Source organism: Kushneria sinocarnis (assembly GCF_003633775.1).
GTDB classification, from domain to species: Bacteria; Pseudomonadota; Gammaproteobacteria; order Pseudomonadales; family Halomonadaceae; genus Kushneria; species Kushneria sinocarnis.
In genome coordinates, this window is record NZ_RBIN01000004.1 from 323,664 (window position 1) to 350,061 (window position 26,398).

Below are 26,398 nucleotides of genomic sequence, written 5' to 3' on the forward strand. Positions count from 1 at the left end.
AGGTCATCGCATTATGCTTTCAACCTGATACCATTTGCGCTGTCGATGCGAGCCGATTTCGTGTCGACAATCCGGCAGGCGATGCAGGCACGCTCCGGCCGTGAGCGGCCGTGTCGTTCATGGCCCGACGCAGCGGTCATGCAAGCGCGCTCCCAGAGCGTTGCGACTGCAGCAGCCGGCGTCGTTTCATGACCCGTGGACCCATGACTGGCGGGCAGCGATCCGGAGTGACGGCGTGCACTCCGATGATCGCAGCCCCATGAAGAGAGGAGCAGGTGCATGAGCACTGAAGATGCCCAGAACACACTCTCCGAACTGACCGTCGGTGACAGGACGTATCACTACTACAGCCTGTCGAAAGCGGCACAACAGTTCGGGGACATCAGCCGACTGCCCTTCACCCTGAAGGTGCTGCTGGAAAACCAGCTGCGCTTCCAGGATGGCGAGACGGCCACCGCCGAGGATATCCAGGCGCTGGTCGACTGGCAGCAGGAAGGACGCTCCAGCCGTGAGATCGGCTACCGCCCGGCACGCGTTCTGATGCAGGACTTCACCGGCGTCCCCGGCGTGGTCGACCTGGCCGCCATGCGTGACGCCGTGGCCAGCCTCGGCGAGAAGCCCTCGCGCATCAACCCGCTATCCCCCGTCGATCTGGTCATCGACCACTCGGTCATGGTCGATCACTACGGCGATCCGAAGTCCTTCGAGGACAACGTCAAGATCGAGATGGAGCGCAACCGCGAGCGCTACAAATTCCTGCGCTGGGGTCAGCAGGCATTCGACAACTTCAGCGTGGTGCCGCCGGGCACCGGTATCTGCCACCAGGTCAACCTGGAGTATCTCGGTCAGGCCGTCTGGACCAAGGAAGAGAACGGCCGGACCTATGCCTTCCCCGACACCCTGGTGGGCACCGACTCCCACACCACCATGATCAACGGTCTGGGGGTGCTCGGCTGGGGCGTCGGCGGCATCGAGGCGGAAGCCGCCATGCTGGGCCAGCCGGTCTCGATGCTGATTCCCGAAGTGGTCGGCTTCAAGCTGGAAGGCAAGCTGCGGGAAGGCATCACCGCCACCGACCTGGTGCTGACCGTCACCCAGATGCTGCGTCAGCGTGGCGTGGTCGGCAAGTTCGTCGAATTCTACGGCGACGGTCTCAAGGACCTGCCGCTGGCCGATCGCGCCACCATTGCCAACATGGCCCCCGAATACGGTGCCACCTGCGGTTTCTTCCCGCTCGATGACGAAACCCTGACCTACATGAAGCTCACCGGTCGCTCCCAGCAGCAGATCGATCTGGTGAAGGGGTATGCCCAGGAGCAGGGGCTGTGGCGCGAGCCCGGCCACGAGCCGATCTTCTCCGACACCCTCTATCTCGACATGGACGAGGTCGAGGCCAGTCTTGCCGGTCCCAAGCGTCCGCAGGATCGGGTCGCCCTCACCGACATGAAGGCGACCTTCGAGAAGCTGCTCGCCGAGCAGGCCGGCAACGTGCCGAACACCGAGGATGGCCGCTGGAAGGATGAGGGTGGCACCACCGCCCCCTATGTCGCCAACAGCTTCCGCGAGAACCCCAACGTCGAGCTCAACGGCGAGAAGTTCCGCCTCGACAACGGCGCCGTGGTCATCGCGGCCATCACCTCCTGCACCAACACCTCCAACCCGAGCGTGCTGATGGCCGCCGGCCTGCTGGCGAAGAAGGCGGTCGACAAGGGACTCATGACCAAGCCCTGGGTCAAGACCTCGCTCGCCCCGGGCTCCAAGGTGGTTACCGACTACCTGGCCACGGCCGGCTTCCAGCAGCCGCTCGATGAGCTCGGCTTCAATCTGGTCGGTTACGGCTGCACCACCTGCATCGGCAACTCCGGGCCGCTGCCCGAGCCGATCGACCAGGTCATCCAGGACGAGAACCTGACCGTGGCCTCGGTCCTGTCGGGCAACCGCAACTTCGAAGGCCGCATCCATCCGCTGGTCAAGACCAACTGGCTGGCGTCGCCGCCCCTGGTGGTCGCCTATGCACTGGCCGGTAACGCCCGCATCGACCTCAGCCAGGAACCGCTGGGTCAGGATGCCAGCGGCAACGATGTCTACCTCAGGGACATCTGGCCGAGCCAGCGCGAGATCGCCGAGGCGGTCGAGCGCGTGCGGACCGACATGTATCGCAAGGAGTATGCCGAGGTCTTCAACGGCGACGAGACCTGGCAGTCGATCGACGTCACTCCGAGCGAAGTCTACGAGTGGTCGAAGGACTCCACCTACATCCAGCATCCGCCCTTCTTCGAAGGCATGAGCCGCGAGCCCGAGCCCATCGAGGATGTGCATGATGCCCGGGTGCTGGCCAAGCTCGGCGACTCGGTGACCACCGACCACATCTCCCCGGCCGGCGCGATCAAGCCGGACAGTCCGGCAGGCCGTTACCTGCAGGAGCACGGCGTGGCGGTCAAGGATTTCAACTCCTACGGCTCACGGCGCGGCAACCACGAAGTGATGATGCGCGGCACCTTCGCCAACGTGCGCATCCGCAACGAGATGCTCGATGGCGTCGAGGGGGGCTTTACCCGCCACGTGCCCTCCGGCGAACAGATGGCGATCTACGATGCCGCCATGAAGTACGCCGAGCAGAGCACGCCCCTGGTGGTGATCGCCGGCAAGGAGTACGGCACCGGCTCGTCGCGTGACTGGGCCGCCAAGGGCACGCGCCTGCTGGGCGTGCGCGCCGTCATCGCCGAGTCCTACGAGCGCATTCACCGCTCCAACCTGATCGGCATGGGCGTGCTGCCGCTGCAGTTCCCCGAGGGCGAGGATCGCAACTCGCTGGGCATGACCGGCAACGAGACCATCAGCATCAGCGGACTGGGTGATCTGAAGCCGAGCGCCAGCGTGAAGGTCTCGATCACCTTCGAGGATGGCAATACGAAGGAAATCGACGCCCTCTGCCGGATCGATACCGCCAACGAGCTGGAGTACTACCGCCACGGCGGCATCCTGCACTACGTGCTGCGCAGCATGCTCAACTGAGCCGCGTTCGCGGTTGCGGTGCACAGCACAGCGAAAGGGCGCCCCGTGGGGCGCCCTTTTTCATGCCATCACTCACCTGGTACCACTGCGTCGCTTCAGTGCCGGCCCATGCGCTTGAAGCGCCGGCGTGCCAGCAGCCAGAGTTCGACACAGGCCGCGAACATCAGCGCGTAGCCCAGCAGCTCCAGGGTCTCCTCGACCCCACTCTTGATACGATACTGATACGCCTCGCCCAGTACGGCCTCCCACAGCGCACTGCGTCCCATCAGGCGGGAGAAGACATAGGTGGCCATGAAGCCCCCCATGAACAGTCCGAAACCGGACCAGGCGAAAAAGCTGCGACACTCCTCGGCGATCTGCTCGCGCTGACGCCAGAGATGACGCACGGTAGCGATCGCCACCACGGCTACCAGCCACTGCCACAGGCCATCGAAGAGACGATCAAGCTGGAAGTCCTGTTCACGGATCAGGGAAGCCAGCAGCCAGCCGAACATCAGCGCCGTACCGGCAGGCCATGTGCCCAGTTGTCGGGTACGCCAGAGCAGGATCAGACTGACGAGCAACAGGCCACTCTGGGCCAGCTCCACGAAGGAGAGTTCGGAAAAGCGGGTGCCGGGATTCGCCAGAACACTCCAGTACTGCATCTGGCACAGCAGTGCCAGAGCGCACAGATAGACGAAATAGCGGCCGAGGATGGCAAGCGGTGCCGAGCGGAGATCGGTATCCGTTACGGAAGAAGGGTGATTCATGGTCTGACCTGATAGTGAGTCTGCTAACCATGCAGTCTACCCCAAGAAGGTTATCAACGCCTGTTCGAAAACTGATGGAGGCATGAAAAAAGCCTGCCCGGGCGGGCAGGCCTGTGCATCCGTTTGCCTGCTGGCGCTTCAGACCCCGCTGACCACGGGCCTTTTCGGCTGCCGGAAGAAGAACGGTCGCAGCTTCACCCCCAGCATGTTGCCGGCAAAGGCACACACCAGCCACAGCCAGCCGTGCAGGCTGCCGGAGGCGATACCACCGAAGTAGGCGCCGATGTTGCAGCCGAAGGCGATACGCGCGCCGTAGCCGAGCAGAATGCCGCCGATGGCCGCCGCCACCAGCGAACGCAGCGGGATGTCGAACCTGGGCGCAAAGCGCCCGGCCAGTGCCGCGGCCAGCATGGCACCGGCGATGACACCGACATCCATCACCGTGGTGACGTCATGCCAGATGCTTTCCGAGAGCGCCCGGGCATTGCCCGGCTGCTGCCAGTACGCCCACTGCCCGGGGTCGATGCCGAACAGCTGGGTGAGCTTCGCACCCCACAGCGCAAAGGCCGAGGTGATGCCCCACGGGCGCCCGGCAATTGCCAGCGTGACGAAGTTCAGCACCGCCAGCGCGACCGCCCCGAACAGCAGCGGCCAGGGGCCGCGCAGCCAGCGCGAACCGTGCTGCTGACGCGGTGCTGCAGCCCGTTCGAGCGTGCCGTGACGCCGCTTCTCGAACCAGACGGTGACTGCCGCGATGGCGCCGAACAGCAGCAGGCTGAGCATGATGCCGCCGCTGGACCCCAGGCGGGTCGCCAGCGAGACCGGCTGAAGGGCCGGCAGCGAGGTCCACCAGTCGAAGTGGATCGTGGCGAGCAGCGAGCCGATGATGAAAAAGACCAGCGTGATCATCATGCGGGCGTTGCCGCCACCGGCGGTGAACAGCGTGCCCGAGGCACAGCCGCCTCCCAGTTGCATGCCCAGGCCGAACATGAAGGCACCGGCCACGACCGACAGCCCGATCGGCGACACGAAACCGTGTACCGGGTGGCCGAACAGGGTGCCGGTCGCCAGCGGGGGAAAGAACAGCACCACGGCCACCGCCAGCAGCACCATCTGCGCCCGCAGACCGCGTCCGCGACGATCGATGATGAACACCCGCCAGGCCGAGGTGAAACCGAAGGCAGCGTGATAGAGCACCGCACCCAGTGCGCCCCCGACGAGCAGCAACGCCCCCTGGGCCGGCGAAATGGTACCGGCGAGCACCAGCGTGCCGAGCACCAGCACGGCGGCCGCCACGATGCCGGCAATCAGCGAGCTGCGCGGCAGCGCCTGGTCATCGCGCCTGGATGATACCAGTGTGGGTCCTGCCATCAGAACCTCCCGATTCAAGAAATGGGCCAAGTATTACCCCTGATTCTAGACCGGCAGCTTCTCCCGGCCCAAATCAAGCCTTTCAACGCCAGTGATTGAAGCAGCCTACGGCGCTTGCGATTCCTGCCGGCCGCCCACACATTGACCACAGCAATCGTTCATTTTCTGAATCGGGAGTGGCATGTCATGCGTCGGATGATTCACCCGGTCGGTCCTGTCATGAGCGCCGACACTGCGGCAGGTGGTGCGGCTGCGGGCAGCGGTGAAGCAGTACCGCTGATCGAGCGCGAGCGGCTGTTCGGCAACCCCCGTCGCGCCCAGGGTCGGCTCAGCCCCGATGGCCGCTGGCTGGCCTGGATAGCCCCCAGGGACGAAGTGCTCAATCTCTGGGTCGCCCCCATCGATGCCCCCGATCAGGGCCGTGCGCTGACGGCCGAGCAGGTGCGCCCGATCCGCAGCTACTTCTGGAGTCCCGACAGCCGGGCACTGCTCTACGTCAACGACAGCGGCGGTGACGAGAATTTCAGACTGTTCAGCGTGGATATCGAAAGCGGCGAGCAGCGCACCCTGACCCCCTTCGAGGACACCCGGGTACAGATCATCGGCGTCAGCCGGGAGATACGCGATCGCATCCTGGTCGGCATCAATCATCGTGATCCGCGCTGGCATGATGTCTACAGTCTCGAGCTGGCCAGCGGCGAGCTCACCCTGATACTGGAAAACGAGGGCTACGCCGGCTTTCTCGCCGATGAACATCTCGAACTGCGGCTGGCCGCCCAGCCCCTCGAGGACGGCGGCGAGGCGTTCTTCCGGATTACCGAGCAGGGCATCGAGCGCGAACCCTTCGCCACCATCGGCTTCGAGGACAGCGCCAATACCGGTCCGGTCGGTTTCACCCGGGATGGCAGCACCGTCTACTGGATCGACAGCCGTGGGCGCGATACCGCGGCGCTGACCGCCCAGGACTGGGCCAGCGGGGAGCTGCGTCTGCTCGGCCATTCGCCGAAGGCCGATATTACCGATATCCTGCTCGACCCGCGCAGCGACGAGGTACAGGCCTGGGCGGTGGACTACCTGCGCACCGAATGGACCGCACTCGACGACACCCTGGCTGCCGATCTTGCATTCCTCGATGAGCAGCTCAAGGGGGATATCGCCATCACCTCACGTACCGATGACGATCGTCGCTGGACGGTGGTCAACGACCCGGTGACCGCGCCTGCCGAAACCTGGCTCTACGATCGCGAGCAGCGCACCCTGAGCTCGCTCTACGTCAGCCGCCCCGAACTCGCGGATGCGCCGCTGGCCGGCATGACGCCGCTGGAGCTCAGTGCCCGGGACGGCCGCACGCTGGTCTCCTACCTCACCCTTCCCCACGGCAGCGACGCCGATGGCTTTCACCGTCCGGCAGCACCGCTGCCGATGGTACTGCTGGTCCACGGCGGCCCCTGGGCGCGCGACAGCTATGGCAGCAACGGCTACCACCAGTGGCTGGCCAACCGCGGCTACGCCGTGCTGTCGGTGAATTACCGCGGCTCCACCGGCTTCAGCAAGGCCTTCACCGGCGCCGGCGACGGCGAATGGGCGGGGGCCATGCATGATGATCTGCTCGATGCCGTCGACTGGGCCATCAGCGCCGGCGTGGCCGACTCCGATCGGGTGGCCATCATGGGCGGCTCCTACGGCGGTTATGCCACCCTGGTCGGCCTGACCTTTACCCCGGAGCGCTTTGCCTGCGGGGTGGATATCGTCGGCCCCTCCAATCTGGAGACCCTGCTCTCCACCATTCCGCCCTACTGGGAGGCCGGCAAGCGGCAGATGTACCGGCGCATGGCCGACCCGAACACTCAGGCCGGCGCGGCCTGGCTGAAGGAGCGCTCGCCCCTGACCCATGCCGACCGGATCACCAGGCCGCTACTGATCGGCCAGGGTGCCAACGACCCCCGGGTCAGGCAGGCGGAGAGCGACCAGATCGTCGAGGCCATGAAGCACAACGGCATCCCGGTGACCTATGTGCTCTTCCCCGACGAGGGGCACGGCTTTGCCCGGCCGGTCAACAACATCGCCTTCAACGCCGTCACCGAGGCCTTTCTGGCCGAGGCGCTGAGCGGCCGCTTCGAGCCGATCGGCGAGGCCCTGCAGCCCTCCTCCATTACCGTGCCGCACGGCGCCGAATATGCGCCCGGCGTGCGTGACGCCCTGCACGGCTGAGCACCGGCGGGCAGCTCGCCCTCCCACGGCACAGGGCGCCCACGGGCGCCCTGAATCACGTCCGATGGCAAGGCCGGCGACGGGGCAGGCTCACGGAGGCGTGGCAGAGGACCCGCTGTCGTCGCCGGTATCCTGCTCGTCGTCCAGCGGCGTCACCGGCTGCAATTGCCGGACCGAGGCGGTCGCTCGGCTACCGGTGGCGTCACCGGCCACGGACAGCGTGTCGAAGAACGTCTTCAGCAGGGGATTGGCCGGATTCATGTCGACCGTCCCCTGAAATTCCGCCCCCTCCTCGATGACCAGCCCGGGCGAGTGCAGCTCACCGTTGACGCGTGCGCCGGCGACCACCCGGATGCTTTCGGAGGCTATCAGCCGCCCCTCGACACGGCCGGCCACCGTCAGCGACTGCGCCACGACATCCCCCTCGATCACGCCGCTGACCCCGACACCGACGGCATGCCGGCTGAACGTGACACTGCCGGTAATCTCGCCTTCGACGTGCAGGTCCTCTTCCCCGGCGACATCTCCGGTGATCCGGGTCGCCGAGCCGATCAGCGAACGCTTGCCGATGCGGGCCGTGGACGAGGAGGTGCCAGCCGCGACCTCCGTCTCCGCGCTATCCGCCGCGGCAGGGTGCTCACCCGTCTCATCACTGCTTCTTGTCCTGTGAAACATGTCGATCTCCGCTGCCTCGAAACCCTTTTATACGCCATGAAGCGCACTTTAGTACGAACGGTTTCTGCTCAATTGGAATGAGGTTAACCTCATCCCCTGATCGGCACGATAACGAACTTCTTCAGTCAGGGCGATCAAGACGGGGTGCCTCCGGTCGATAACACGTCGCGACCCTTTCCCCGGTCCCGGACCACCGATTCACGATTCACAGCACGGGTAATGTCATGGACACACTGCAATGGCTGCTGCTGCCGGGCATCCTGGCCATACTGCTGATCCTGCTCGATGGCTACCGTCGTACCCGGCGGGCACCGCCCGAGGATGACGCACGGCCGGAACCGGCCGCATCTGCCGATGACGCAGCGCCACTGGATGCACCTCTCGCAGCATCACGGGCCGCGGCGCCACCCCGGCCCGCGAAGCACAGCGCGCCGCTGCCGGCTTCAGCCGAGGCGTGCAGGCGCGAACCGGCCACCACGATCGCGGACACCGGCCATGCCGGCAGCTACATCGGGCCCGGTGTTCGTATCCATGGCTGTATTCATGCAGAGCAGCCCCTGACCGTGGCCGGCCGGGTCGAGGGAGAGATCCGGCTACCCCGCCACGGCGTGGCCGTGCTGGCGCCCGGGGAGGCCGGTCCGCTGATCACGGCCCACCGTCTGGTGGCCGATGGTCGGTTGAACGGCGAGATACACATCGGCGAGAGTGCCGTCTTCCACGAGCATGCCCGTTTCACCGGCCGGCTCGTCGCCGCCCGTCTGCGCTGTGTGAAGGGCGCCACCCTCTCGGGGCAGTTCAGTATCGGCTGATGCCGGCCGGGCCATGCCGCCGCTGCCCCTGGCCCCGGCTGACGGGTCCCGGGGTCGGACGCAAGCGGTGGCGGGCCGTCTCAGACAAACCGCCCCAGGCCAACGGCACTGCGCAGTCGATCCAGCATCACGGTCGTCTCTTCGCGGGCGCGCTCGGCCCCCTGCTGCAGTACCCGCTCGATGTGTCCCGGGTCCTCGAGCAGTGCCTGATAACGCTCGCGCGGTTCGGCGAGCTGGGCATTGAGATACTCGAACAGCTCGTTCTTGGCTTCGCCCCAGCCGATGCCCTCGGCATAGCGCCGGCGCATGTCGCTGCTTTCCTGCTCCGTGGCAAACGCCGAATAGATCTGAAAGAGCGTGCAGCTGTCCGGGTCCTTGGGCTCGCCGGGCTCCAGCGAATTGGTCCGGATCTTGCGGATCAGCTTGAGCAGCTTCTTCTCGGAGACGAACAGCGGAATGGTGTTGTCGTAGCTCTTCGACATCTTGCGACCGTCGAGCCCGTTGAGCACCTGCACCCGCTCATCCACCACCGCTTCGGGCAGGGTAAAGTACTCGCCCCGGTAGACATGATTGAAGCGCCCGGCCATGTCACGGGCCATCTCGATGTGCTGGACCTGATCGCGCCCCACCGGCACCCGGTTGGCGTTGAACATCAGGATGTCGGCAGCCATCAGTACCGGATAGCCGTAGAGCCCCATGGTGATGCCGCGATCGGGATCGGGCACGCCGCCCTCCTCGTTTTCCGCGACGGCCGCCTTGTAGGCATGGGCCCGGTTCATCAGTCCCTTGGCGCAGACGCAGGAGAGCAGCCAGGCCAGCTCGGGAATCTCCGGAATGTCGGACTGGCGGTAGAAAACGGCGTTGTCGGTATCCAGCCCCAGCGCCAGCCAGGTCGCAGCGATCTCCCGTCGCGACTGCTGCATCCGGGCGGGATCGCTGGACTTGATCAGGGCGTGCAGGTCGGCCAGAAAATAGTACGACTGGACGTTCGGGTCCTGACTGGCGGCAATGGCGGGGCGAATGGCACCGACATAATTGCCCAGGTGAGGCGTGCCGGTGGTGGTGATGCCGGTTAGTACTCGAGTGCTGGTCATGAACGCAATGCTTGCTCCGGGGAAACGGGACGCCAGCGCCCGGGAAGCCGGGCGCTGCGAGTGCATTCATCTTAACGCGTGCGCCGTGCGCGGGCGACCGCCAATCCGCTCAGCCCCCGAGCATGCGGGCAACCGGTTCGAACGGCAGCCCGAACGCCTCGGCCACTGCCGGATGGGTCAGCTGCCCTCTTGCCGTGTTGAGACCGTGCTGGAAGTGGCCGTCGTTCTTCAGCGCCTCGCGCCAGCCCTGATCGGCCAGTTTCAGCACATACGGCAGCGTGGCGCTGGTCAGTGCCTGGGTCGAGGTCGGTGCCACGGCGCCGGGCATGTTGGCCACGCAGTAGTGCACGATGCCATCCACGGTGTAGATCGGCTCGGCATGGGTGGTAGGCCGACTGGTTTCGAAACAGCCGCCCTGATCGATCGCCACATCCACCAGCACGCTGCCGGGCTTCATGGTCGCCAGCATCTGCCGGGTAATCAGCTTCGGCGCGGCAGCCCCGAGGATCAGTACCGCACCGATCACCAGATCGGAGCTGCGTATCGCCGCTTCCACCGCATCGACCGTGGAGTAGACGGTACGCAGGCGCCCCTGATAGCGATGATCGAGGGCTTCCAGCCGCGTCAGCGAGCGATCGAGCACGGTGACATCGGCGCCCAGACCGAGCGCCATGCGCGCGGCGTTTTCGCCCACCACACCGCCGCCGATTACCGTCACTGCCGCCGGCGGAACACCCGGCACCCCCGGCAGCAGCACGCCCGAGCCGCCCTGGGCCTTTTCCAGCGCGTGCGCGCCTGCCTGCACCGCCATCCGCCCGGCCACGCTGCTCATCGGCGCCAGCAGCGGCAGGCCACCCCGCTCATCGGTGATGGTCTCGTAGGCGATGGAGGTGGCCCCGGTCTCCATGAGCGAGCGGGTCAGCCGTTCATCCGCGGCCAGATGCAGATAGGTGAACAGGGTATGTTCGGGCGTCAGCCGGGCGATCTCCTCCGGCTGCGGCTCCTTGACCTTGACGATCAGCTCGGCGCCGGCCCAGAGCGTTTCGACATCGCCTTCGAGCCGGGCGCCCACGGCTTCATAGGCGGCATCCTCGTAACCGGAACCGATACCGGCCCCGCACTGCACGATGACGTCATGGCCGTGTTCGATCAGTTCGCGGACACCGGCAGGCGTCAGGGCAACGCGATATTCGTGGTTCTTGATCTCGGCGGGGACAGCAATGCGCATGGGTCGGCTCCTGAAATGCGACTTCCTGTTGGCTTCGCAGGCATTACAGCACAGCTGTCCCGATAACAAACGGGGGTGATCAAAATAACGATTCTGTCTGGAAAAAGCCCGACAAGGCAGAACCAAATACCAGAAAACCCCTGATCACCAGAAAATAACCCTACCCTTCACGCAATCTCTGCCGGTGCGACGCTAGCCCATGCCGAGCAGTTCATTGCCCATCAGCACCGCGAATAGCACCAGACTCAGGGTCAGTACCAGGTTGGAGCGCCAGCTGCTGCGCAACGGCGCCTCGATGCGGTCGGAATTGAGCAGCACCATCAGCACAATGGCCAGGAAGGGCATGAAAATCGCCCCCAGCGCTCCATAGACGATGACCAGCAGCACCGGTTTGCCCAGCAGATGCAGCAGCATCGGTGGAAAGGTCAGCCACAGCACGTAGAAGCGGTAGGCGCCGGTGGTGTTGAGCACTTCCCGGGTCACATCGCGCTGGCGCATCAGACGGATGAAATCGGCCCACAGCCAGGAGACGCCGTTCCAGACCCCCAGCACCGAGGTAAAGGAAGCCGCCCAGAAACCGATCAGAAACAGCAGACGGACCACGGGATGAAGCTGGTTGCCGAGGGCACCGGCAAAGGTGACCACGCCCTGCTGGCCGCTGACGGTCATGTCGGTGCCGTAGAGGATGGCGGCCCCCATGACCAGCATCGCCAGACAGAAGATGCCGGTGATGACATAGGCGGAGAGGCAGTCCAGCCGCATGATGCGAATGTGGCTGTCGCTCTTCCAGCCCTTGGCCACCAGCCAGTAGCCGTAGGAGGCCATGGTGATCGAGCCGCCGACACCGCCGATCAGCCCCAGCGCATAGAGCAGCGAGCCGTCCGGCAGCGTCGGCAGGCCGGTTGCCATGATATCTCCGAGCCGAGGCAGCACCAGCAGCGCCGAGCCGACCACGGTGATGAACATCAGCCCCACCAGCGCGGTCACCAGCCGCTCGAAGCGCTGATAGGTATTGGTCAGCACCAGCACACAGCCGGCCAGACCGTGCAGTACCGCCCACCCCCAGAACGGTATGGCGGGGATCAGGGCGCTCATCGCCAGGGCACAGGAGGAGGTCGCCGCGGCACCGTAGCTGAAGCCCCAGATCAGCGTATAGACGCCGAAATAACCGCTGGCCCAGCGCCCCAGCGAATGGATGCCTTCCAGGATGGTACGCCCGGTTCCCAGGGTATAGCGTCCCACCCCCTCGTTGAGCGCGAACTTGAGCACCACACCGAGAGCGATCGCCCAGATGAAGGTCAGGCCGTAGCGCTGACCGGCGACCAGCGCCGCCAGCAGGTCACCCGCGCCGACCCCGGTAGCCGCCACCACCAGCCCCGGTCCGACAATCGACCAGCGTGTGGGGGCCTGCGCCTCACTTCCCGAAACCTGACTCATCGCCACTCTCCGTGCCTGAAGGAAACTTCATGCACGGTAGATGGCCAGGCGGCTGCGCCATAATGCGACCTTGGTCGCATGGGCGCCGCCATGCGGCGCCCGGCCGGAGTCACTCCCGCTCGGGACGACTGCCACCGCACTGCCAGCAGCGATCGAAGACGCCCTCATGCGCCTCGCCGCATACCGGGCACTGCCAGTCCGGGAGCCCCTCGGCGAGCGCATCGCCGCGACGCCACTGCGCGATGACGGCCTCGGCGCGCTCGGCATTGTGCGGCGCCACCCACAGCTCGGGTTCGCAGTCGATGGGCGCAAGATCGCCCATGCCGCCGGCCAGCATCCAGTTGCGGAGTTCACACGGGATGCCGGCCCGCTCGATCAGATTGCGCACATGCCCGACCAGCAGGCTGTCGGGGTGCTGGAAGATCCGGACCCGCTCGGCCATGGTGCTGCCTCAGTCGCGAAAGATGCGCACACCCAGGGTCTTGAGGTAGGCCGTTTCGGGAATCGCCGGATGAATCGGATGGTCCGGCCCCTGATGACCGTTGAAGATCAGCTGGGCATGACGGTCCTGATGGCGGGCGGCGCCGCGCACGATATCCACCAGCCGATCGTTGGCCAGATGCATCGAGCAGGAGGCCGACACCAGCAGTCCGTCGCGTCCCAGCAGCCGGATCGCCTCGCGGTTGAGCCGGGCATAGGCCCGTTCGCCGTTGGGAATATCCTTGCGCTTGCGGATGAAGGCCGGCGGATCCACCACCACTACATCGAACTGCTCCCCCTCTGCCTTGAGGGCCGCGAGCTGCTCGAAGGCATCGCCTTCGCGGGTGGTGACCCGGTCACCGACCCCGTTGAGCGCGGCATTCTCGCTGACCGCTTCCAGCGCCGGCGCCGAGCTGTCGATGCAGGTCACCGAGGAGGCACCGTGCGCTGCCGCCTGCACGCCCCAGCCACCGAGATAGCTGAACACATCGAGTACGCGCCGGCCCTCGACCAGCGGATTGAGCCAGGCGCGATTAACCCGGTGATCGAAGAACCAGCCGGTCTTCTGCCCCTCCAGCACCGGCGCGAGAAAGTGCACGCCGTTCTCCTCGAGTGCCACAGGCCCGTCGAGCGTGCCCTGCACCACCTCGACGTCGGCAGCCAGCTGCTCCAGCCGGCGCCCGGCGCTATCGCCCCGCAGCACGATGGCCCGCGGCTCGATCACCTTGTTGAGGGCATCAATGACCTCACCGCGCATGCGGTCCATGCCCAGGGTGTTGAGCTGCACCACCAGCACGTCACCGAACCGATCGACCACCAGCCCCGGCAGCAGGTCGCCCTCGCCATGCACCAGCCGATAGAAGGGCTTCCGGAACAGCCGCTGGCGCAGCCCCAGCGCCTGGTTGAGGCGATGGACCAGCAGCGAGCGATCCAGCCGGATATCGGGATCGCGGGAGACGATGCGGGCACAGATCAGCGAGTGCGGGTTGACGTAGGCTGCCCCCATCGGCTTGCCGTTGGCGGCTTCGACAATGGCCTGGGCACCCGGCTCGAAGCCCCTGAGCGGGGTGGCATCGGTATCGATCTCGTTGGAGTAGAGCCAGAGATGGCCGGCCTTGAGCCGACGATCGGCATTCTTCTTGAGGCGCAGACGTAGGGTCACGATAAAATCCGCAAGCTGTCAGTGAATCGGTCCATGATACCAGCGTACACCGGCCGGGCCGATGGTCTGGCGGGAGATCGCTGCGCGCTCCGTCAGCTCTGACAGACCGGACAGTAGACGCTCGCCCGCTGACCCAGCGTCAGCGAACGCAGTTCGGCACCGCAGGCGCGACAGGGGAGCCCGCCACGGCCATAGACATTGAGCTGCTGGGCAAAGTAGCCGGGGCTGCCACTGCCGCTGACGAAATCGCGCAGCGTGGTGCCGCCCTGGCTGATCGCTGCAGTCAGCACCTGCTTGATCGCTTCGCCGAGCCGACCGTAGCGCTTGCGGCTGATGCCGCCGGCCTCGCGGCGTGGATCAATGCCGGCCAGAAACAGCGACTCGGCGGCATAGATGTTGCCCACCCCGACGACCACGGCGTTGTCCATGATCAGCGACTTGACCGCCACCCGACGTCGGCGTGAGGCACGGAACAGATGCGCACCATCGAATGCCGTCGACAGCGGTTCCGGCCCCAGCCGGACCAGCCGGCGATCCCGGCATGGATCGCCGGAAATGAAATCGAGCACACCGAAGCGGCGCGGATCATGGTAGCGCAGCAGATAGCCGGAGCTCATCGCAAGGTCGACATGATCGTGCTTTTCCGGCGGGGTGCCGATGGCGGCCAGACGCAGGCTGCCCGACATGCCCAGGTGCCAGAGCAGATGCCCCCCGGCCACCGGCAGCAGCAGGTATTTCGCCCGGCGCTCGATGCCCCCGATCCGCTCGCCGACCAGCCGTTCGGCCAGGTCATCGGGAATCCGGGTACGCAGCTGCGGCTGACGCACGATGACTTCATTGACCACCTGGTGCTCGACCGCCGGGGCAATCCCCTGACGGGTGGTCTCCACTTCGGGCAGTTCGGGCATGAGTGGCCTACCGTTGGCCGCGCCGGCGGCGCGAAGTGCTTCAGACGCAGGAAACCCGGCAATTGCCGGGTTTCCTGACACGCATCACCCGAAGTGACGGTGTTACTTGATCTTGGCTTCGCGATAGACGACGTGCTTGCGAACCACCGGATCGTATTTCTTGAATTCGAGCTTGTCGGGCGTATTACGCTTGTTCTTCTTGGTGGTATAGAAGTGACCGGTACCGGCACTGGATACCATCTTGATCTTGTCACGCATGGGTATGCTCTCCCGTGGACAGTATGCCTGCGCATCTCATGGCGCAGGCCGTGAACGTGGCGGCGTCAGACCTGGATGTTGCGCTTCTTGAGGTCGGCAAGAACGGCTTCGATACCCTTCTTGTCGATGATGCGCAGCCCCTTGGTGGAGACCTGCAGACGCACGAAGCGCTTCTCGGATTCGACCCAGAAGCGATGCGTGTGCAGGTTGGGCTCGAAACGACGCCGCGTTCTGCGCTGGGAGTGGGAAACGTTGTTACCGGTCATCGGACGCTTGCCGGTAACCTGACAGACCTGTGACATGGAAGCCTCCAGCCGTGAGCCCCGGATGCCGGGACGCAGTAGTAAAGTGTCGGGATGATCTCGGGCAAACCGGTGAGCGTGGCAGGCGTCCGCCTAGCTGCCCCTGTTCATGGCCCGCGGGAACTCAAAGGCCGTACTTTATACCAGAGTCCCCCTTTTCGGGCAAGCACCGAAGCGTCTTCGCACACGGTGGCCGCCACGCTACAGCCAGCCCCGCTCGGCCATCGAGACGATCTCGCCATCCCCGATCACGAAATGATCCAGCACCCGGATCTCGAAAAGCCCCAGCGCCTCACGCAGGCGATCGGTAATACGCCGGTCGGCGTCGCTCGGCTCGGCCATCCCCGAAGGGTGATTGTGGGCAAAGATGACCGCCCCGGCATTCAGCGTCAGCGCCCGCCGGGCGACTTCACGCGGATAGACCGAAGCCGCATCGAGCGTGCCGCTGAACAGCCGCTCGAAGCGCAGCACCCGGTGGCGGGTATCGAGAAACAGCGCGGCAAACACCTCGTGGTCGAGATCGCGCAGGTGGGCAGAGAGAAAGCGGCGCACCACGACCGGCGAAGTGAGCGCTTCGCCGCGCTCGAGCAGGGTCTCCAGGTGGCGGCGCGACAGTTCCAGCGCGGCCTGCAGCTGGACATACTTGGCCTGACCCAGCCCGTGTGCCTGACAGAAGCGCGCCTGATCGGCGCTCAGCAGCTGACGCAGGCCGCCGAATTCACCCAGCAGATCGCGGGCCAGATCCACCGCCGAGCGACCGCGGACCCCGACCCGCAGGAAGATGGCCAGCAGTTCGGCATCGGAGAGCGCCTGCGGCCCGAGACCCAACAGCTTCTCGCGCGGCCGCTCTCCCTCGGGCCAGTGATTGATCCCCATCCTCCTCCCCTCGGCAACATCGGTATATGCTTTACAAGATAACGACGATTATTGCCGCAGCTTGAATTCGCGCATCCCTCCCGCTGCATCAGCTACGCTGTAAGTCATCAGTCAGGCGGCCTGTGGGCCGCCAGTCGAAAACGGAGCGAGTCATGAAGCGTTATATCCTGCCGAAAACCGGTGCCATCAGCGATCTGACCCCTGATGAATGCGCCACTCCGCAGCCGGGGCGCGGTCAGGTGCTGGTCAGAATGAAGGCGGCGTCGCTGAACTATCGCGACCTGATGATCGTCCAGGGGCGCTACGCCCGCGGCGGCGTTGCGGCCAATCGGGTACCGCTCTCCGACGGGGCCGGCGAAGTGGTCGAAATCGGTGACGAGGTCAGCGAGTGGCAGGTCGGCGACCGGGTCGCCGGCCTGTTCATGCAGGACTGGCTGGGCGGCGAGGTCGATGCCCGCTACGGCGCCTCGGCGATGGGCGGTGCCATCGACGGCGCCCTGACCGAATACCGGGTGTTTGACGCCCACGGCCTGGTGCGGCTGCCCGAGCACTTCTCGTTCGAACAGGGCGCCACCCTGCCCTGCGCCGCGGTCACCGCCTGGAACGCCCTCTACGCCGGTCAGCACCCGCTGAAAAGCGGCGACAGCGTACTGCTGCTGGGCACCGGCGGGGTGTCGATCTTCGCCCTGCAGCTGGCCCGGGCCGCCGGGGCGCGCATCATCCAGACCTCCTCGAGTGACGACAAGCTCGAGCGCGCCCGCGAACTGGGCGCCGATGACACCATCAACTACCGCCAGCATCCCGAATGGCAGGAGGAGGTCCAGCGGCTGACCGGTGGCCGCGGCGTCGATCATGTAGTGGAAGTCGGGGGCGCCGGCACCCTGCCCCGCTCGCTGGCCTCGAGCCGGGTCGGCGGTGCGGTCAACCTGATCGGCGTGCTGACCGGTGGCGAGATCGACCCCAGCCTGATCATGCGCAGGAGCGTCATCCTGCGCGGCATCTATGTCGGCTCGAGGGAGATGTTCGAGGCCATGAACCGGACCCTCGAACTGCATCGCATCGAGCCGGTCATCGATCGCACCTTCGCCTTCGACGAGGCCCGGGCTGCCTTCGAGCATCTCGAAAGCCAGCGCCATCTGGGCAAGGTGGTCATCCGGATCGACTGACGAACCCCGCCGCCCGGCCACGGGCGGCTTGCACCCATCCCCGCAGGAGGAACTCATGTCTCATCTGGTCATGGTGCGACACGGTCAGAGCGAGTGGAACGCAAAGAACCTGTTTACCGGCTGGGTCGACGTGCCGCTCTCCGAACAGGGCATCGAGGAAGCACGCAGCGCCGGGCGCCATCTGCAGCGCGCCGGTTATCGCTTCGACGTGGCCTATACCTCGGTGCTCAAGCGCGCCATTCATACCCTGCACCATACGCTGGGCGAACTCGATCAGGACTGGGTCGACGAGATCAAGTCATGGCGGCTCAACGAGCGCCACTATGGTGCGCTGCAGGGGCTCGACAAGAAGGCCACGGCGGAGAAGTACGGTGAGGACCAGGTCCACCGCTGGCGGCGCAGCTACGACGTGCTGCCGCCGCTGCTTGATGAAAGCGATGAGCAGCACCCGCGCTTCGATCCGCGTTATCGCGAACTCGACCCCCGGATCCTGCCGGCCGGCGAGAATCTCAAGCTGACCCTCGAGCGCGTGATGCCGTTCTGGCACGATCACATTGCGCCCGATCTGCGGGCCGGCCGCACCGTACTCATCGCCGCGCATGGCAACAGCCTGCGCGCCCTGATCAAGTACCTCGACGGCATCAGTGACGAGGGCATTCCGGGGCTGGAGCTGCCAACCGGCGTGCCGCTGGTCTATGAACTGGATGAGCAGCTTGCCGTCGAGCGCCACTATCGGCTGGAGGAGTGACGCGTGCCGGCGCCGCCCGCCGCGGCGCTACGCAACCCCGTCAGCCGAATGGTAAGCTGACCCCGCTGACCACTGCCGGAGCCTTCCATGACGCGACTGGCCGGGCGGCGCATCCTGCTGGGCATCACTGCCGGCATTGCCGCCTACAAATCCGCCGTGCTCGCCCGCCTGCTGAAAAAGGCCGGCGCCGAGGTACGCGTGGTAATGACCGAAGGTGCGCAGGCCTTCATTACCCCCCTGACCCTGCAGGCCCTGACCGGCGAGGCGGTGCGCACCTCGCTGCTCGACCCGGCCGCCGAGGCCGGCATGGGACATATCGAGCTGGCAAAGTGGGCCGAGCATATCCTGATTGCGCCGGCCACGGCCGACATCATGGCGCGCCTGGCGCACGGCCACGCCGATGATCTGTTGACCACCCTGTGTCTGGCCACCGAAGCCCGCTGCCACTATGCCCCGGCGATGAACCAGGCGATGTGGCATCATCCGGCGACCCGCGCCAACAGTCAGCGGCTGGCCTCCCTCGGCTGGCATGCCATCGGCCCCGACAGCGGCGATCAGGCCTGTGGCGATGTCGGCAGCGGCCGCATGCTCGAACCCGAGCGGATCGTGGCCGAGCTGGAACAGGCCCTCGATGCCTCCCCCGACCTGCCGGGGGCACTCCCGGTGGATGCTCCGCCGGCACACGACGACACTGCGCCGGCGCCCGATCCGCAGGCCGCCCCGGGCACCTCGGCGCTGCTCTCCGGCCTGCATGTCGCCATTACCGCCGGCCCGACCCGGGAGGCCATCGACCCGGTACGCTATCTCTCCAACCACAGCTCCGGGCGGATGGGCTTTGCCCTGGCCGAAGCCGCCGTGGCGCTGGGGGCAAGGGTGACCCTGATCAGCGGTCCGGTCTCGCTGGCAACACCGGTGGGGGTGGAGCGCATCGACGTGATCAGTGCACTGGACATGCTGGCGGCGGCCGAGCGTGTGGCCCCGCACTGCGACTGGTTCATCGGCTGTGCTGCCGTGGCGGACTACCGGCTGGCCCGGATCAGTGACCACAAGCTCAAGAAACAGTCGGATCATGGCGAACTGACGCTGAACCTGATCGAAAATCCCGATATCATCGCCACCGTCGCCGCCCGCCGGTCGCCGCCATGGACCCTCGGCTTTGCCGCGGAGACCCGGGAACTGGCGCAGTATGCCGGCGACAAGCTGCGCCGCAAGGGACTGGACATGATCGCCGCCAATGACGTGACCGCCCCGGGGGTGGGCTTCGGCGCCGAGGACAACGCCCTGACGCTCTATCACCGCAGTGATGCAGACCCGGAGCAACTGGCCAGTCACGTGCTGCCCACCCGCCACAAGCGGGCACTCGCCGAAGCCCTGCTGCGCTACGCCCACGACCGCTATCGCGCACGTCAGCCGCGCTAGCCCAGCAGTCAGACCATTCAGGAAATTCTCGAATACTGGAGCAGGCATGACCGGTCCACGACTGGAAGTGAAAATCCTTGATGAGCGAGTGCGCGAGTACCCGCTGCCGCACTATGCCACTGCCGGCAGTGCCGGCATGGACCTGCGCGCCCTGCTCGATGAGCCGCTGCATCTTGCCCCCGGCGACTGCGAGCTGGTGCGCACCGGGCTGGCGGTACACATCCGCGACCGTGCCTACGCCGGGCTGATCCTGCCCCGCTCCGGGCTGGGTCACAAGCACGGCATCGTGCTGGGCAATCTGGTCGGGCTGATTGATGCCGACTACCAGGGCGAACTGATGATCTCGGTCTGGAATCGTGGCCGCGAACCGGTCACGCTCGAGCCGTACGAGCGTATCGCCCAGTATGTACTGGTGCCGGTGATGCAGGCCGAACTGGCGATCGTGGAAGACTTCACCGGCCATGATGAAGTCTCCCAGCAGCGCGGCAGCGGCGGCTTCGGTCACTCCGGGCGCCACTGAACCACCGCAGGCCATCCATTTCATCACCACGGGGTGATCATCATGAGTTCAACGCAGGGCGCTGCCGGGCTTCCGGTGGCCGCTTCGATTTTCCGGGCCTACGACATTCGCGGGGTGGTCGATGAGCAGCTGACCGAGCAGAACGTACAGCTGATCGGCCGAGCGATCGGCAGCGCCGCGCTGGCCCGGGGCGAATCCGGCCTTGCCATCGGACGCGACGGCCGGCTCTCCGGACCGCGGCTCGCCACGGCCCTGATCGACGGGGTGCGCGCCGCAGGCTGCGATGTCATCGATCTCGGCATGGTCCCCACCCCGGTGGTCTACCTTGCCGCGGCAACGCTTGCGGAGACCCGCTCCGGGGTAGCCATTACCGGCAGCCACAATCCGCCGGACTACAACGGCTTCAAGGTCGTGCTGGACGGTGTAACGCTGGCCAACGAGGAGATTGCCGATCTCCATCGCCGCATCCGTGAGGATGATCTGCGCACGGGCAGCGGCAGCTACCGGGCGCACGACATCCGCCCGGCCTATCTCGAGCGCATCCTCGGAGATGTACAGCTCGAGCGGCCACTGAAGGCCGTGGTCGACTGCGGCAACGGGGTCACCGGTGAACTGGGCCCCGAACTGATCCGACGCTTGGGCGTGGAGACGATCCCGCTGTTCGACGAGATCGACGGCCGCTTTCCCAATCATCATCCCGATCCCGGCAAGTTCGAAAACCTCGAAGACCTGATCGCGAAAGTGCGCGAGACCGGCGCCGATATCGGCCTGGCCTTCGACGGTGACGGCGATCGCGTCGGCGTCGTCACACCGGCCGGCGAGATCATCTACCCCGACCGCCTGCTGATGGCCTTTGCCGAGGATCTGCTCGAGCGCCAGCCCGGTGCGCGCGTCATCTTCGACATCAAGTGCACCGGCAACCTGACCGATATCATCGAGGCACGTGGCGGCATCCCCGAGATGTGGCGTACCGGACACTCGCTGATCAAGGCGCGCATGAAGGAGACCGGTGCCCAGCTGGCCGGCGAGATGAGCGGGCACATCTTCTTCGGCGAACGCTGGTACGGCTTCGATGACGGGCTTTACGCCGCTGCCCGACTGCTGGAGATTCTCGCGCATCAGAGCGGCAGTGCCGATGACTATTTCGCCCGCTTTCCACAGGATCACGGCACGGCCGAGATCAACGTGCGGGTGACGGATGACAGCAAGTTCGATATCGTCAGGCGACTGGCGCGCGACACGGACTTCGGCGATCACGCCACCAAGACCACGCTGGATGGCATTCGCGTCGACTACCCCGACAGCTGGGGGCTGTGTCGTGCCTCCAACACCACACCCATGCTGGTATTCCGTTTCGAGGGCAGGACACCGGAGGCGCTCGAGCGTGTCCGGCGCCGCTTCCGCGAGGCGCTCGGCTCGGTGGCCCCCGAAACCGAACCCGGTTTCTGAACCGAATGCGTGCGCGCCCTCCGGGCCGACAACGCCGACACACTGTGCCAGATGGGGTGTTTCATGACGCCCCGTTGCATGACAAGGACCCGAACCTGATGACCCAGTCCGAACGCGATCCCCGCCAGGTCGTGGAAATCCTTGCCGAGGCGCTGCCCTACATCCAGCGTTTCTCGGGCAAGACCGTGGTGGTCAAGTATGGCGGCAACGCCATGACCGAAGACGCCCTGATCGACTCCTTTGCCCGCGACATCGTGCTGCTCAAGGAGGTCGGTCTCAATCCGATCGTGGTCCATGGCGGCGGGCCGCAGATCGGTGAACTGCTCGAGCGGCTGTCGATCGAGTCCCGGTTCGTTGACGGCATGCGGGTCACCGATGCCCAGACCATGGACGTGGTCGAAATGGTACTCGGCGGGCTGGTCAACAAGAGCATCGTCAATCTGATCAACCGCGCCGGCGGCAAGGCCATCGGCCTGACCGGCAAGGACAACGGTCAGATCCGCGCCCGGCAGCTGAAGGTCACCCGCCAGACGCCGGAGATGACCGCCCCCGAGATCATCGATATCGGTCATGTCGGCGAGGTCGAGTACATCTCCACCGACCTGATCGAGATGCTCTCGCACGCCGACTACATTCCGGTGATTGCCCCGATCGGCGTTGACGAGGCGGGACACGCCTACAACATCAATGCCGATCTGGTCGCCGGACGTGTTGCCGAGGCCCTGAACGCCGAAAAGCTGATGCTGCTGACCAATGTGGCCGGACTGATGAACGAGCACGGCGAGATCGTTACCGGCCTCTCCACCGCCGAGGTGGACCGCCTGATCGAGATCGGCGTCATCCATGGCGGCATGCTGCCCAAGATTCGCTGTGCGCTGGAAGCGGTCAGAAACGGCGCGGCAAGCGCGCATATCGTCGATGGCCGGGTGCCCCATGCCACGCTGCTGGAGATCTTTACCAATGCCGGGGTCGGCACCCTGATTACCGATACCCGGGAGGTCCCCACGCGCGATGAGGACGCGTCGGACAGCGCCGGCATCACCGCCTGAACCAGAGCCGGATGAGTGCATCCCCGATGCCCGGCTGCAGCAGTATCCCGACAATAAACGGCTGGGCTTCGCTCAACGCCAACCGGAGAAGAATGCCCCATCATGACCCAGGCCAATCCACGTCCGACGCGCCGCGACCAGATTCTGCAGGCGCTGGCACACATGCTCGAGGAGGACCGCGGCCGCCGGATCACCACGGCAGCACTGGCCCGTCAGGTCGGTGTGTCGGAGGCTGCGCTCTATCGGCACTTTCCCAGCAAGGCCAAGATGTTCGAGGCCCTGATCGAGTTCATCGAGCAGTCGCTGTTCGAACGGGTCCAGCGGGTCATGGAGGAGGAGCAGGAGCCGGAAAGCCGCTGCCGGCTGGTGCTCGTGCTGCTGCTGGGATTTGCCGAAAAGAACCCCGGCCTGTGCCGACTGATGACCGGCGACGCCCTGACCGGTGAAAATGCCCGGCTGCGCGCGCGTGTCGCCCAGCTGTTCGACCGGCTGGAGACTCAGCTCAAGCAGGTGCTGCGTGAAGGCCAGGCGCGCGAAAAATTTCAGCCGGTGATAACCATCACCGCCACCGCCAATCTGATGATGGCCACGGCTGAAGGGCGGATTACCCAGTATGTCCGCAGCGACTACCAGCGCCGGCCCACCGAGCACTGGCAGGACCAGTGGCAGCTGCTGGCACGCAACCTGCTATCGGACTGCTCCGCCTCGCCCTCCGCCGAATGATTCGGGGTCTCGTGCCGTAACGCAACAGGGCCCGCTCCTTCTGGAGCGGGCCCTGTCACTGGCAGAAGCCGCCGGCAGTCGATGGCTGCCTCAGGCGAAGTCGTGCATTTCCTCGCCCATGGCCTGCTTGAGCTTCTTCATGGCGTTCTTTTCCAGCTGCCGGATGCGCTCGGCGGAGACACCGTAGACATCGGCAAGCTCATGCAGCGTCGACTTGTTTTCCGACAGCCAGCGCCGCTGCAGAATATCACGCGAGCGCTCGTCCAGCTGCATCAGGCCCTCCTGCAGACGCCGCATCGAATCGGCTTCCCAGTCGCTGTCCTCGAGCGAACGGGCGGGATCGAAGCGCGAATCCTCGAGATACTGCGACGGCGACTGATAGCTCTGCTCGTCGTCATCGCCGGGCGTGGCATCGAAACCGGCATCATAGGCCGACAGCCGGCTCTCCATCTCACGCACTACCGACGGCTTGACGTCGAGATCGGAAGCGATGGCCTCCACCTCGTCGTTGTTGAGCCACGACAGCCGCTTCTTGGCACTGCGCAGGTTGAAGAACAGCTTGCGCTGTGCCTTGGTGGTCGCCACCTTGACGATCCGCCAGTTGCGCAGCACGAATTCGTGAATCTCGGCCTTGATCCAGTGCACGGCGAACGATACCAGACGCACGTTCTGTGCCGGATCGAAGCGCTTGACCGCCTTCATCAGGCCGACGTTGCCTTCCTGGATCAGATCGGCCTGCTGCAGACCGTAGCCGGAGTAGCTGCGCGCGATGTGCACCACGAAGCGCAGGTGCGACATGACCAGCTGTCGTGCTGCCTCGAGATCGCCGTGATCATGCAGTTTCACGGCCAGTTCGTGCTCCTCCTCGGCGGAGAGCACGGGGATGCCATTGATCGCCTGGATATAGCCGTTGAGGTCATGCCCCGGCGAAAGCTGACCAATAGGCTGAAGGTTGGTACTGGTAGTCATGGATACCCTGTGTTGTCTCCCTTGACCCGACCCTGAAAACGCTACCTGATTACTTCCTTGGACCACCGCCGCCCTGCCCGGTTCCGCGGCAGCGGTCACCACATGATACTGACAAGACGGGTCGAGTACTGATTAATCGGATCAGCGGGGCCGGATCCCCGCCAGATGGCGATCTACTGCCAACCATGCACCCATCAAGCCTAGCAGTGTGCCACAGCATAGTAAAAATGCCGACCCCCCGAGGCCCAGCGCCGGCAGGGTATAGTGGGTGCCGAAGCTCCGGGCCAGCGCATCGATCGGCGCCGACAGCCACTGGCGGCCGGCAAACAGCAGCACCAGCGCCATGAGCCCCCCGCCCAGGCCATACCAGGCGCCGCTGTAGAGGAAGGGACGACGGACGAAGGCATGCGTGGCCCCCACCAGGGTCACCACCTCGATTTCCCGGCGCCGGCTCTCCACGGCCAGGCGCACCGTGTTGCCCACCACCAGCAGCACTCCGCAGGCAAACAGCACCCCCAGCGCGATGACCAGCCGCTGACCCAGTTCGGCCAGCTGCCGCAGCCGTTCGAGCCACGCCATGTCCAGCCGTGCACGCTCAACGCCCTCGAGTCCGTCGAGCTGCTCGGCGAGTGCCTGCACCTGTTCCGGATTGCGGGAGCTCGGCTGCACCACGACAGTAGCCGGCAGCGGATTGTCATCCAGCAGCGCCAGCGTATCGCCGGTGCCCAGGCGCTGCTGAAACTCCTGCAGGCCGGCTGCGGCGGTAATCAGGCGAGTGGCATCAACGCCCGCCATCCCCCCTACCCGATCGGCAATCTCCATGGCCCGGGATTCGGAGAGCTGCGGCGAGAGATAGAGGGTCATCTGCGCGCTGTCGTCGAGATTGCGATCAAGCAGTGAAGCGCTGCTCAAAACCAGCCACAGGATGGCCGGCAGCATCAGCGCCACCGCAATCGCCAGCATGGTCATCAGACTGGCCAGCGGCCGCTCACGCAGCCGACGGGCGCTGTCGACCGCCATCCGGAGATGATGGCGACGCCAGGCACGCGCACGGCTCTCGACACCCAGCTGATGACGGCGGGCCCCCCGGCGCGATGGCAGATTCATGCCGCCTCCTCATCGCCGATCAGCCGCCCCTCGCGCAGCCGCAGCACACGATGACGCAGGCGCGCGATCAGGGCCAGGTCGTGGCTGGCAATCAGCACCGTGGTGCCGATGCGGTTGAAGTCCTCGAACAGTCGCATGATATCCGCGGAGAGCTGGGGATCGAGATTGCCGGTGGGCTCATCGGCCATCAGCAGGGCCGGCTTGTTGACCACTGCCCGGGCAATGCCCACCCGCTGCTGTTCACCGCCGGAGAGCTCGATCGGCAGCGCGTTCTCGCGATGCAGCAGACCGATCTTGTCGAGTGCGGCCCGTACCCGGCGCCGCGCATCCTCGGGCATCACGCCCCGAATGGTCAGAGGCAGGGCAACATTGTCGAAGACACTGCGATCGAACAGCAGCTGATGGTCCTGGTAGACCACGCCGATCTGGCGCCGGTAGTAGGGAATCTGCGATACCGGCAGACGCCCCAGATCGTGGCCACCGACCGACAGTTTGCCGCGGGTGGGCCGTTCCAGACAGGTCAGCAGACGCAGCACCGAACTCTTGCCGGCACCGGAGTGCCCGGTCAGAAAGACCATCTCGCCACGCTCGATGGTGAAGTTGAGATCGGCCAGCGCCTCGAAACGCCCGCCATACCGCTTGCCCACGTGCTCGAAGGCAATCATGGCCATGT

25 protein-coding genes are annotated in these 26,398 nt (G+C 65.6%); 10 read left to right on the top strand and 15 right to left on the bottom strand.

Going from position 1 to position 26,398, the window contains the following annotated elements; all coding sequences use genetic code 11:
* Positions 1-279: 279 nt before the first annotated feature.
* Entirely contained in the window at positions 280-3,015 is a 2,736-nt protein-coding gene (gene acnA, locus C7446_RS08255) for an aconitate hydratase AcnA (RefSeq protein ID WP_121172606.1), read from the top strand.
* A 95-nt stretch (positions 3,016-3,110) separates the two neighbouring features.
* Here acnA and C7446_RS08260 read toward each other — a convergent pair whose 3' ends face one another.
* Complete coding sequence (locus C7446_RS08260; protein WP_121172607.1) at positions 3,111-3,764, bottom strand: hypothetical protein; 654 nt, start codon at positions 3,762-3,764, stop codon at positions 3,111-3,113.
* Positions 3,765-3,902: 138 nt separating this feature from the next.
* Entirely contained in the window at positions 3,903-5,135 is a 1,233-nt protein-coding gene (locus tag C7446_RS08265; RefSeq protein WP_121172608.1) for a YeeE/YedE family protein, read from the bottom strand.
* Positions 5,136-5,321: 186 nt separating this feature from the next.
* Here C7446_RS08265 and C7446_RS08270 point away from each other — a divergent pair, with 186 nt between their 5' ends.
* Entirely contained in the window at positions 5,322-7,346 is a 2,025-nt protein-coding gene (locus tag C7446_RS08270) for a S9 family peptidase (RefSeq protein ID WP_121172609.1), read from the top strand.
* Positions 7,347-7,436: 90 nt separating this feature from the next.
* Here the strand turns inward: C7446_RS08270 and C7446_RS08275 are convergent, their stop codons facing one another.
* Positions 7,437-8,021 carry a bactofilin family protein gene (locus C7446_RS08275; RefSeq protein WP_121172610.1) on the bottom strand — a complete coding sequence of 195 codons (585 nt, stop codon included), beginning with the start codon at positions 8,019-8,021 and terminating at the stop codon, positions 7,437-7,439.
* 224 nt (positions 8,022-8,245) lie between these two features.
* Here C7446_RS08275 and C7446_RS08280 point away from each other — a divergent pair, with 224 nt between their 5' ends.
* Positions 8,246-8,830: a bactofilin family protein gene (locus C7446_RS08280; protein WP_121172611.1), complete on the top strand. Its 585-nt coding sequence runs from the start codon at positions 8,246-8,248 to the stop codon at positions 8,828-8,830.
* An 80-nt stretch (positions 8,831-8,910) separates the two neighbouring features.
* Here C7446_RS08280 and C7446_RS08285 read toward each other — a convergent pair whose 3' ends face one another.
* The 9 genes from C7446_RS08285 to radC all read right to left on the bottom strand — a co-directional run bounded on the left by C7446_RS08285 (position 8,911) and on the right by radC (position 16,575).
* Complete coding sequence (locus C7446_RS08285) at positions 8,911-9,924, bottom strand: tryptophan--tRNA ligase (protein ID WP_121172612.1); 1,014 nt, start codon at positions 9,922-9,924, stop codon at positions 8,911-8,913.
* A 109-nt stretch (positions 9,925-10,033) separates the two neighbouring features.
* Complete coding sequence (gene ald / locus C7446_RS08290) at positions 10,034-11,152, bottom strand: alanine dehydrogenase (protein ID WP_121172613.1); 1,119 nt, start codon at positions 11,150-11,152, stop codon at positions 10,034-10,036.
* A gap of 192 nt (positions 11,153-11,344) precedes the next feature.
* Entirely contained in the window at positions 11,345-12,589 is a 1,245-nt protein-coding gene (locus C7446_RS08295; protein ID WP_121172614.1) for an Nramp family divalent metal transporter, read from the bottom strand.
* A 109-nt stretch (positions 12,590-12,698) separates the two neighbouring features.
* Positions 12,699-13,031 (bottom strand): putative signal transducing protein, encoded by a 333-nt coding sequence (locus C7446_RS08300; RefSeq protein ID WP_121172615.1) that lies wholly within the window; start codon positions 13,029-13,031, stop codon positions 12,699-12,701.
* Positions 13,032-13,040: 9 nt separating this feature from the next.
* Positions 13,041-14,231 carry a class I SAM-dependent rRNA methyltransferase gene (locus tag C7446_RS08305; protein ID WP_121172616.1) on the bottom strand — a complete coding sequence of 397 codons (1,191 nt, stop codon included), beginning with the start codon at positions 14,229-14,231 and terminating at the stop codon, positions 13,041-13,043.
* A gap of 92 nt (positions 14,232-14,323) precedes the next feature.
* Positions 14,324-15,139 carry a bifunctional DNA-formamidopyrimidine glycosylase/DNA-(apurinic or apyrimidinic site) lyase gene (gene mutM, locus C7446_RS08310; protein WP_121172617.1) on the bottom strand — a complete coding sequence of 272 codons (816 nt, stop codon included), beginning with the start codon at positions 15,137-15,139 and terminating at the stop codon, positions 14,324-14,326.
* Positions 15,140-15,241: 102 nt separating this feature from the next.
* Positions 15,242-15,397 (bottom strand): 50S ribosomal protein L33, encoded by a 156-nt coding sequence (gene rpmG / locus C7446_RS08315; RefSeq protein ID WP_070978379.1) that lies wholly within the window; start codon positions 15,395-15,397, stop codon positions 15,242-15,244.
* Positions 15,398-15,462: 65 nt separating this feature from the next.
* Positions 15,463-15,699, bottom strand: coding sequence for a 50S ribosomal protein L28 (gene rpmB / locus C7446_RS08320; RefSeq protein ID WP_121172618.1), 237 nt, complete (start codon positions 15,697-15,699; stop codon positions 15,463-15,465).
* 201 nt (positions 15,700-15,900) lie between these two features.
* Complete coding sequence (gene radC / locus C7446_RS08325; protein WP_121172619.1) at positions 15,901-16,575, bottom strand: RadC family protein; 675 nt, start codon at positions 16,573-16,575, stop codon at positions 15,901-15,903.
* 152 nt (positions 16,576-16,727) lie between these two features.
* Here radC and C7446_RS08330 point away from each other — a divergent pair, with 152 nt between their 5' ends.
* The 7 genes from C7446_RS08330 to slmA all read left to right on the top strand — a co-directional run bounded on the left by C7446_RS08330 (position 16,728) and on the right by slmA (position 23,649).
* Complete coding sequence (locus C7446_RS08330; RefSeq protein ID WP_121172620.1) at positions 16,728-17,741, top strand: zinc-dependent alcohol dehydrogenase family protein; 1,014 nt, start codon at positions 16,728-16,730, stop codon at positions 17,739-17,741.
* A 55-nt stretch (positions 17,742-17,796) separates the two neighbouring features.
* Positions 17,797-18,489, top strand: a complete 693-nt coding sequence (gene gpmA, locus C7446_RS08335) for a 2,3-diphosphoglycerate-dependent phosphoglycerate mutase (RefSeq protein WP_121172621.1) — start codon at positions 17,797-17,799, stop codon at positions 18,487-18,489.
* An 87-nt stretch (positions 18,490-18,576) separates the two neighbouring features.
* Positions 18,577-19,908 carry a bifunctional phosphopantothenoylcysteine decarboxylase/phosphopantothenate synthase gene (locus C7446_RS08340; protein WP_121172622.1) on the top strand — a complete coding sequence of 444 codons (1,332 nt, stop codon included), beginning with the start codon at positions 18,577-18,579 and terminating at the stop codon, positions 19,906-19,908.
* 46 nt (positions 19,909-19,954) lie between these two features.
* Positions 19,955-20,428: a dUTP diphosphatase gene (gene dut, locus C7446_RS08345; RefSeq protein WP_121172623.1), complete on the top strand. Its 474-nt coding sequence runs from the start codon at positions 19,955-19,957 to the stop codon at positions 20,426-20,428.
* 42 nt (positions 20,429-20,470) lie between these two features.
* Positions 20,471-21,877 carry a phosphomannomutase/phosphoglucomutase gene (locus C7446_RS08350; protein WP_121172719.1) on the top strand — a complete coding sequence of 469 codons (1,407 nt, stop codon included), beginning with the start codon at positions 20,471-20,473 and terminating at the stop codon, positions 21,875-21,877.
* 98 nt (positions 21,878-21,975) lie between these two features.
* Positions 21,976-22,926 (top strand): acetylglutamate kinase, encoded by a 951-nt coding sequence (gene argB, locus C7446_RS08355; RefSeq protein ID WP_121172624.1) that lies wholly within the window; start codon positions 21,976-21,978, stop codon positions 22,924-22,926.
* A 102-nt stretch (positions 22,927-23,028) separates the two neighbouring features.
* Entirely contained in the window at positions 23,029-23,649 is a 621-nt protein-coding gene (gene slmA, locus C7446_RS08360; RefSeq protein WP_121172625.1) for a nucleoid occlusion factor SlmA, read from the top strand.
* A 90-nt stretch (positions 23,650-23,739) separates the two neighbouring features.
* On the opposite strand, the gene rpoH is transcribed toward slmA, so the two are convergent.
* From rpoH to ftsE, 3 genes are all read right to left on the bottom strand, one after another.
* Complete coding sequence (gene rpoH / locus C7446_RS08365) at positions 23,740-24,618, bottom strand: RNA polymerase sigma factor RpoH (protein WP_121172626.1); 879 nt, start codon at positions 24,616-24,618, stop codon at positions 23,740-23,742.
* Between the two features lie 141 nt (positions 24,619-24,759).
* Positions 24,760-25,725 (bottom strand): permease-like cell division protein FtsX, encoded by a 966-nt coding sequence (gene ftsX, locus C7446_RS08370; RefSeq protein WP_121172627.1) that lies wholly within the window; start codon positions 25,723-25,725, stop codon positions 24,760-24,762.
* Positions 25,722-26,390 (bottom strand): cell division ATP-binding protein FtsE, encoded by a 669-nt coding sequence (gene ftsE, locus C7446_RS08375; protein WP_121172720.1) that lies wholly within the window; start codon positions 26,388-26,390, stop codon positions 25,722-25,724. Before ftsE ends, ftsX begins: the two co-directional genes overlap by 4 nt.
* Between the last annotated feature and the right edge of the window lie 8 nt (positions 26,391-26,398).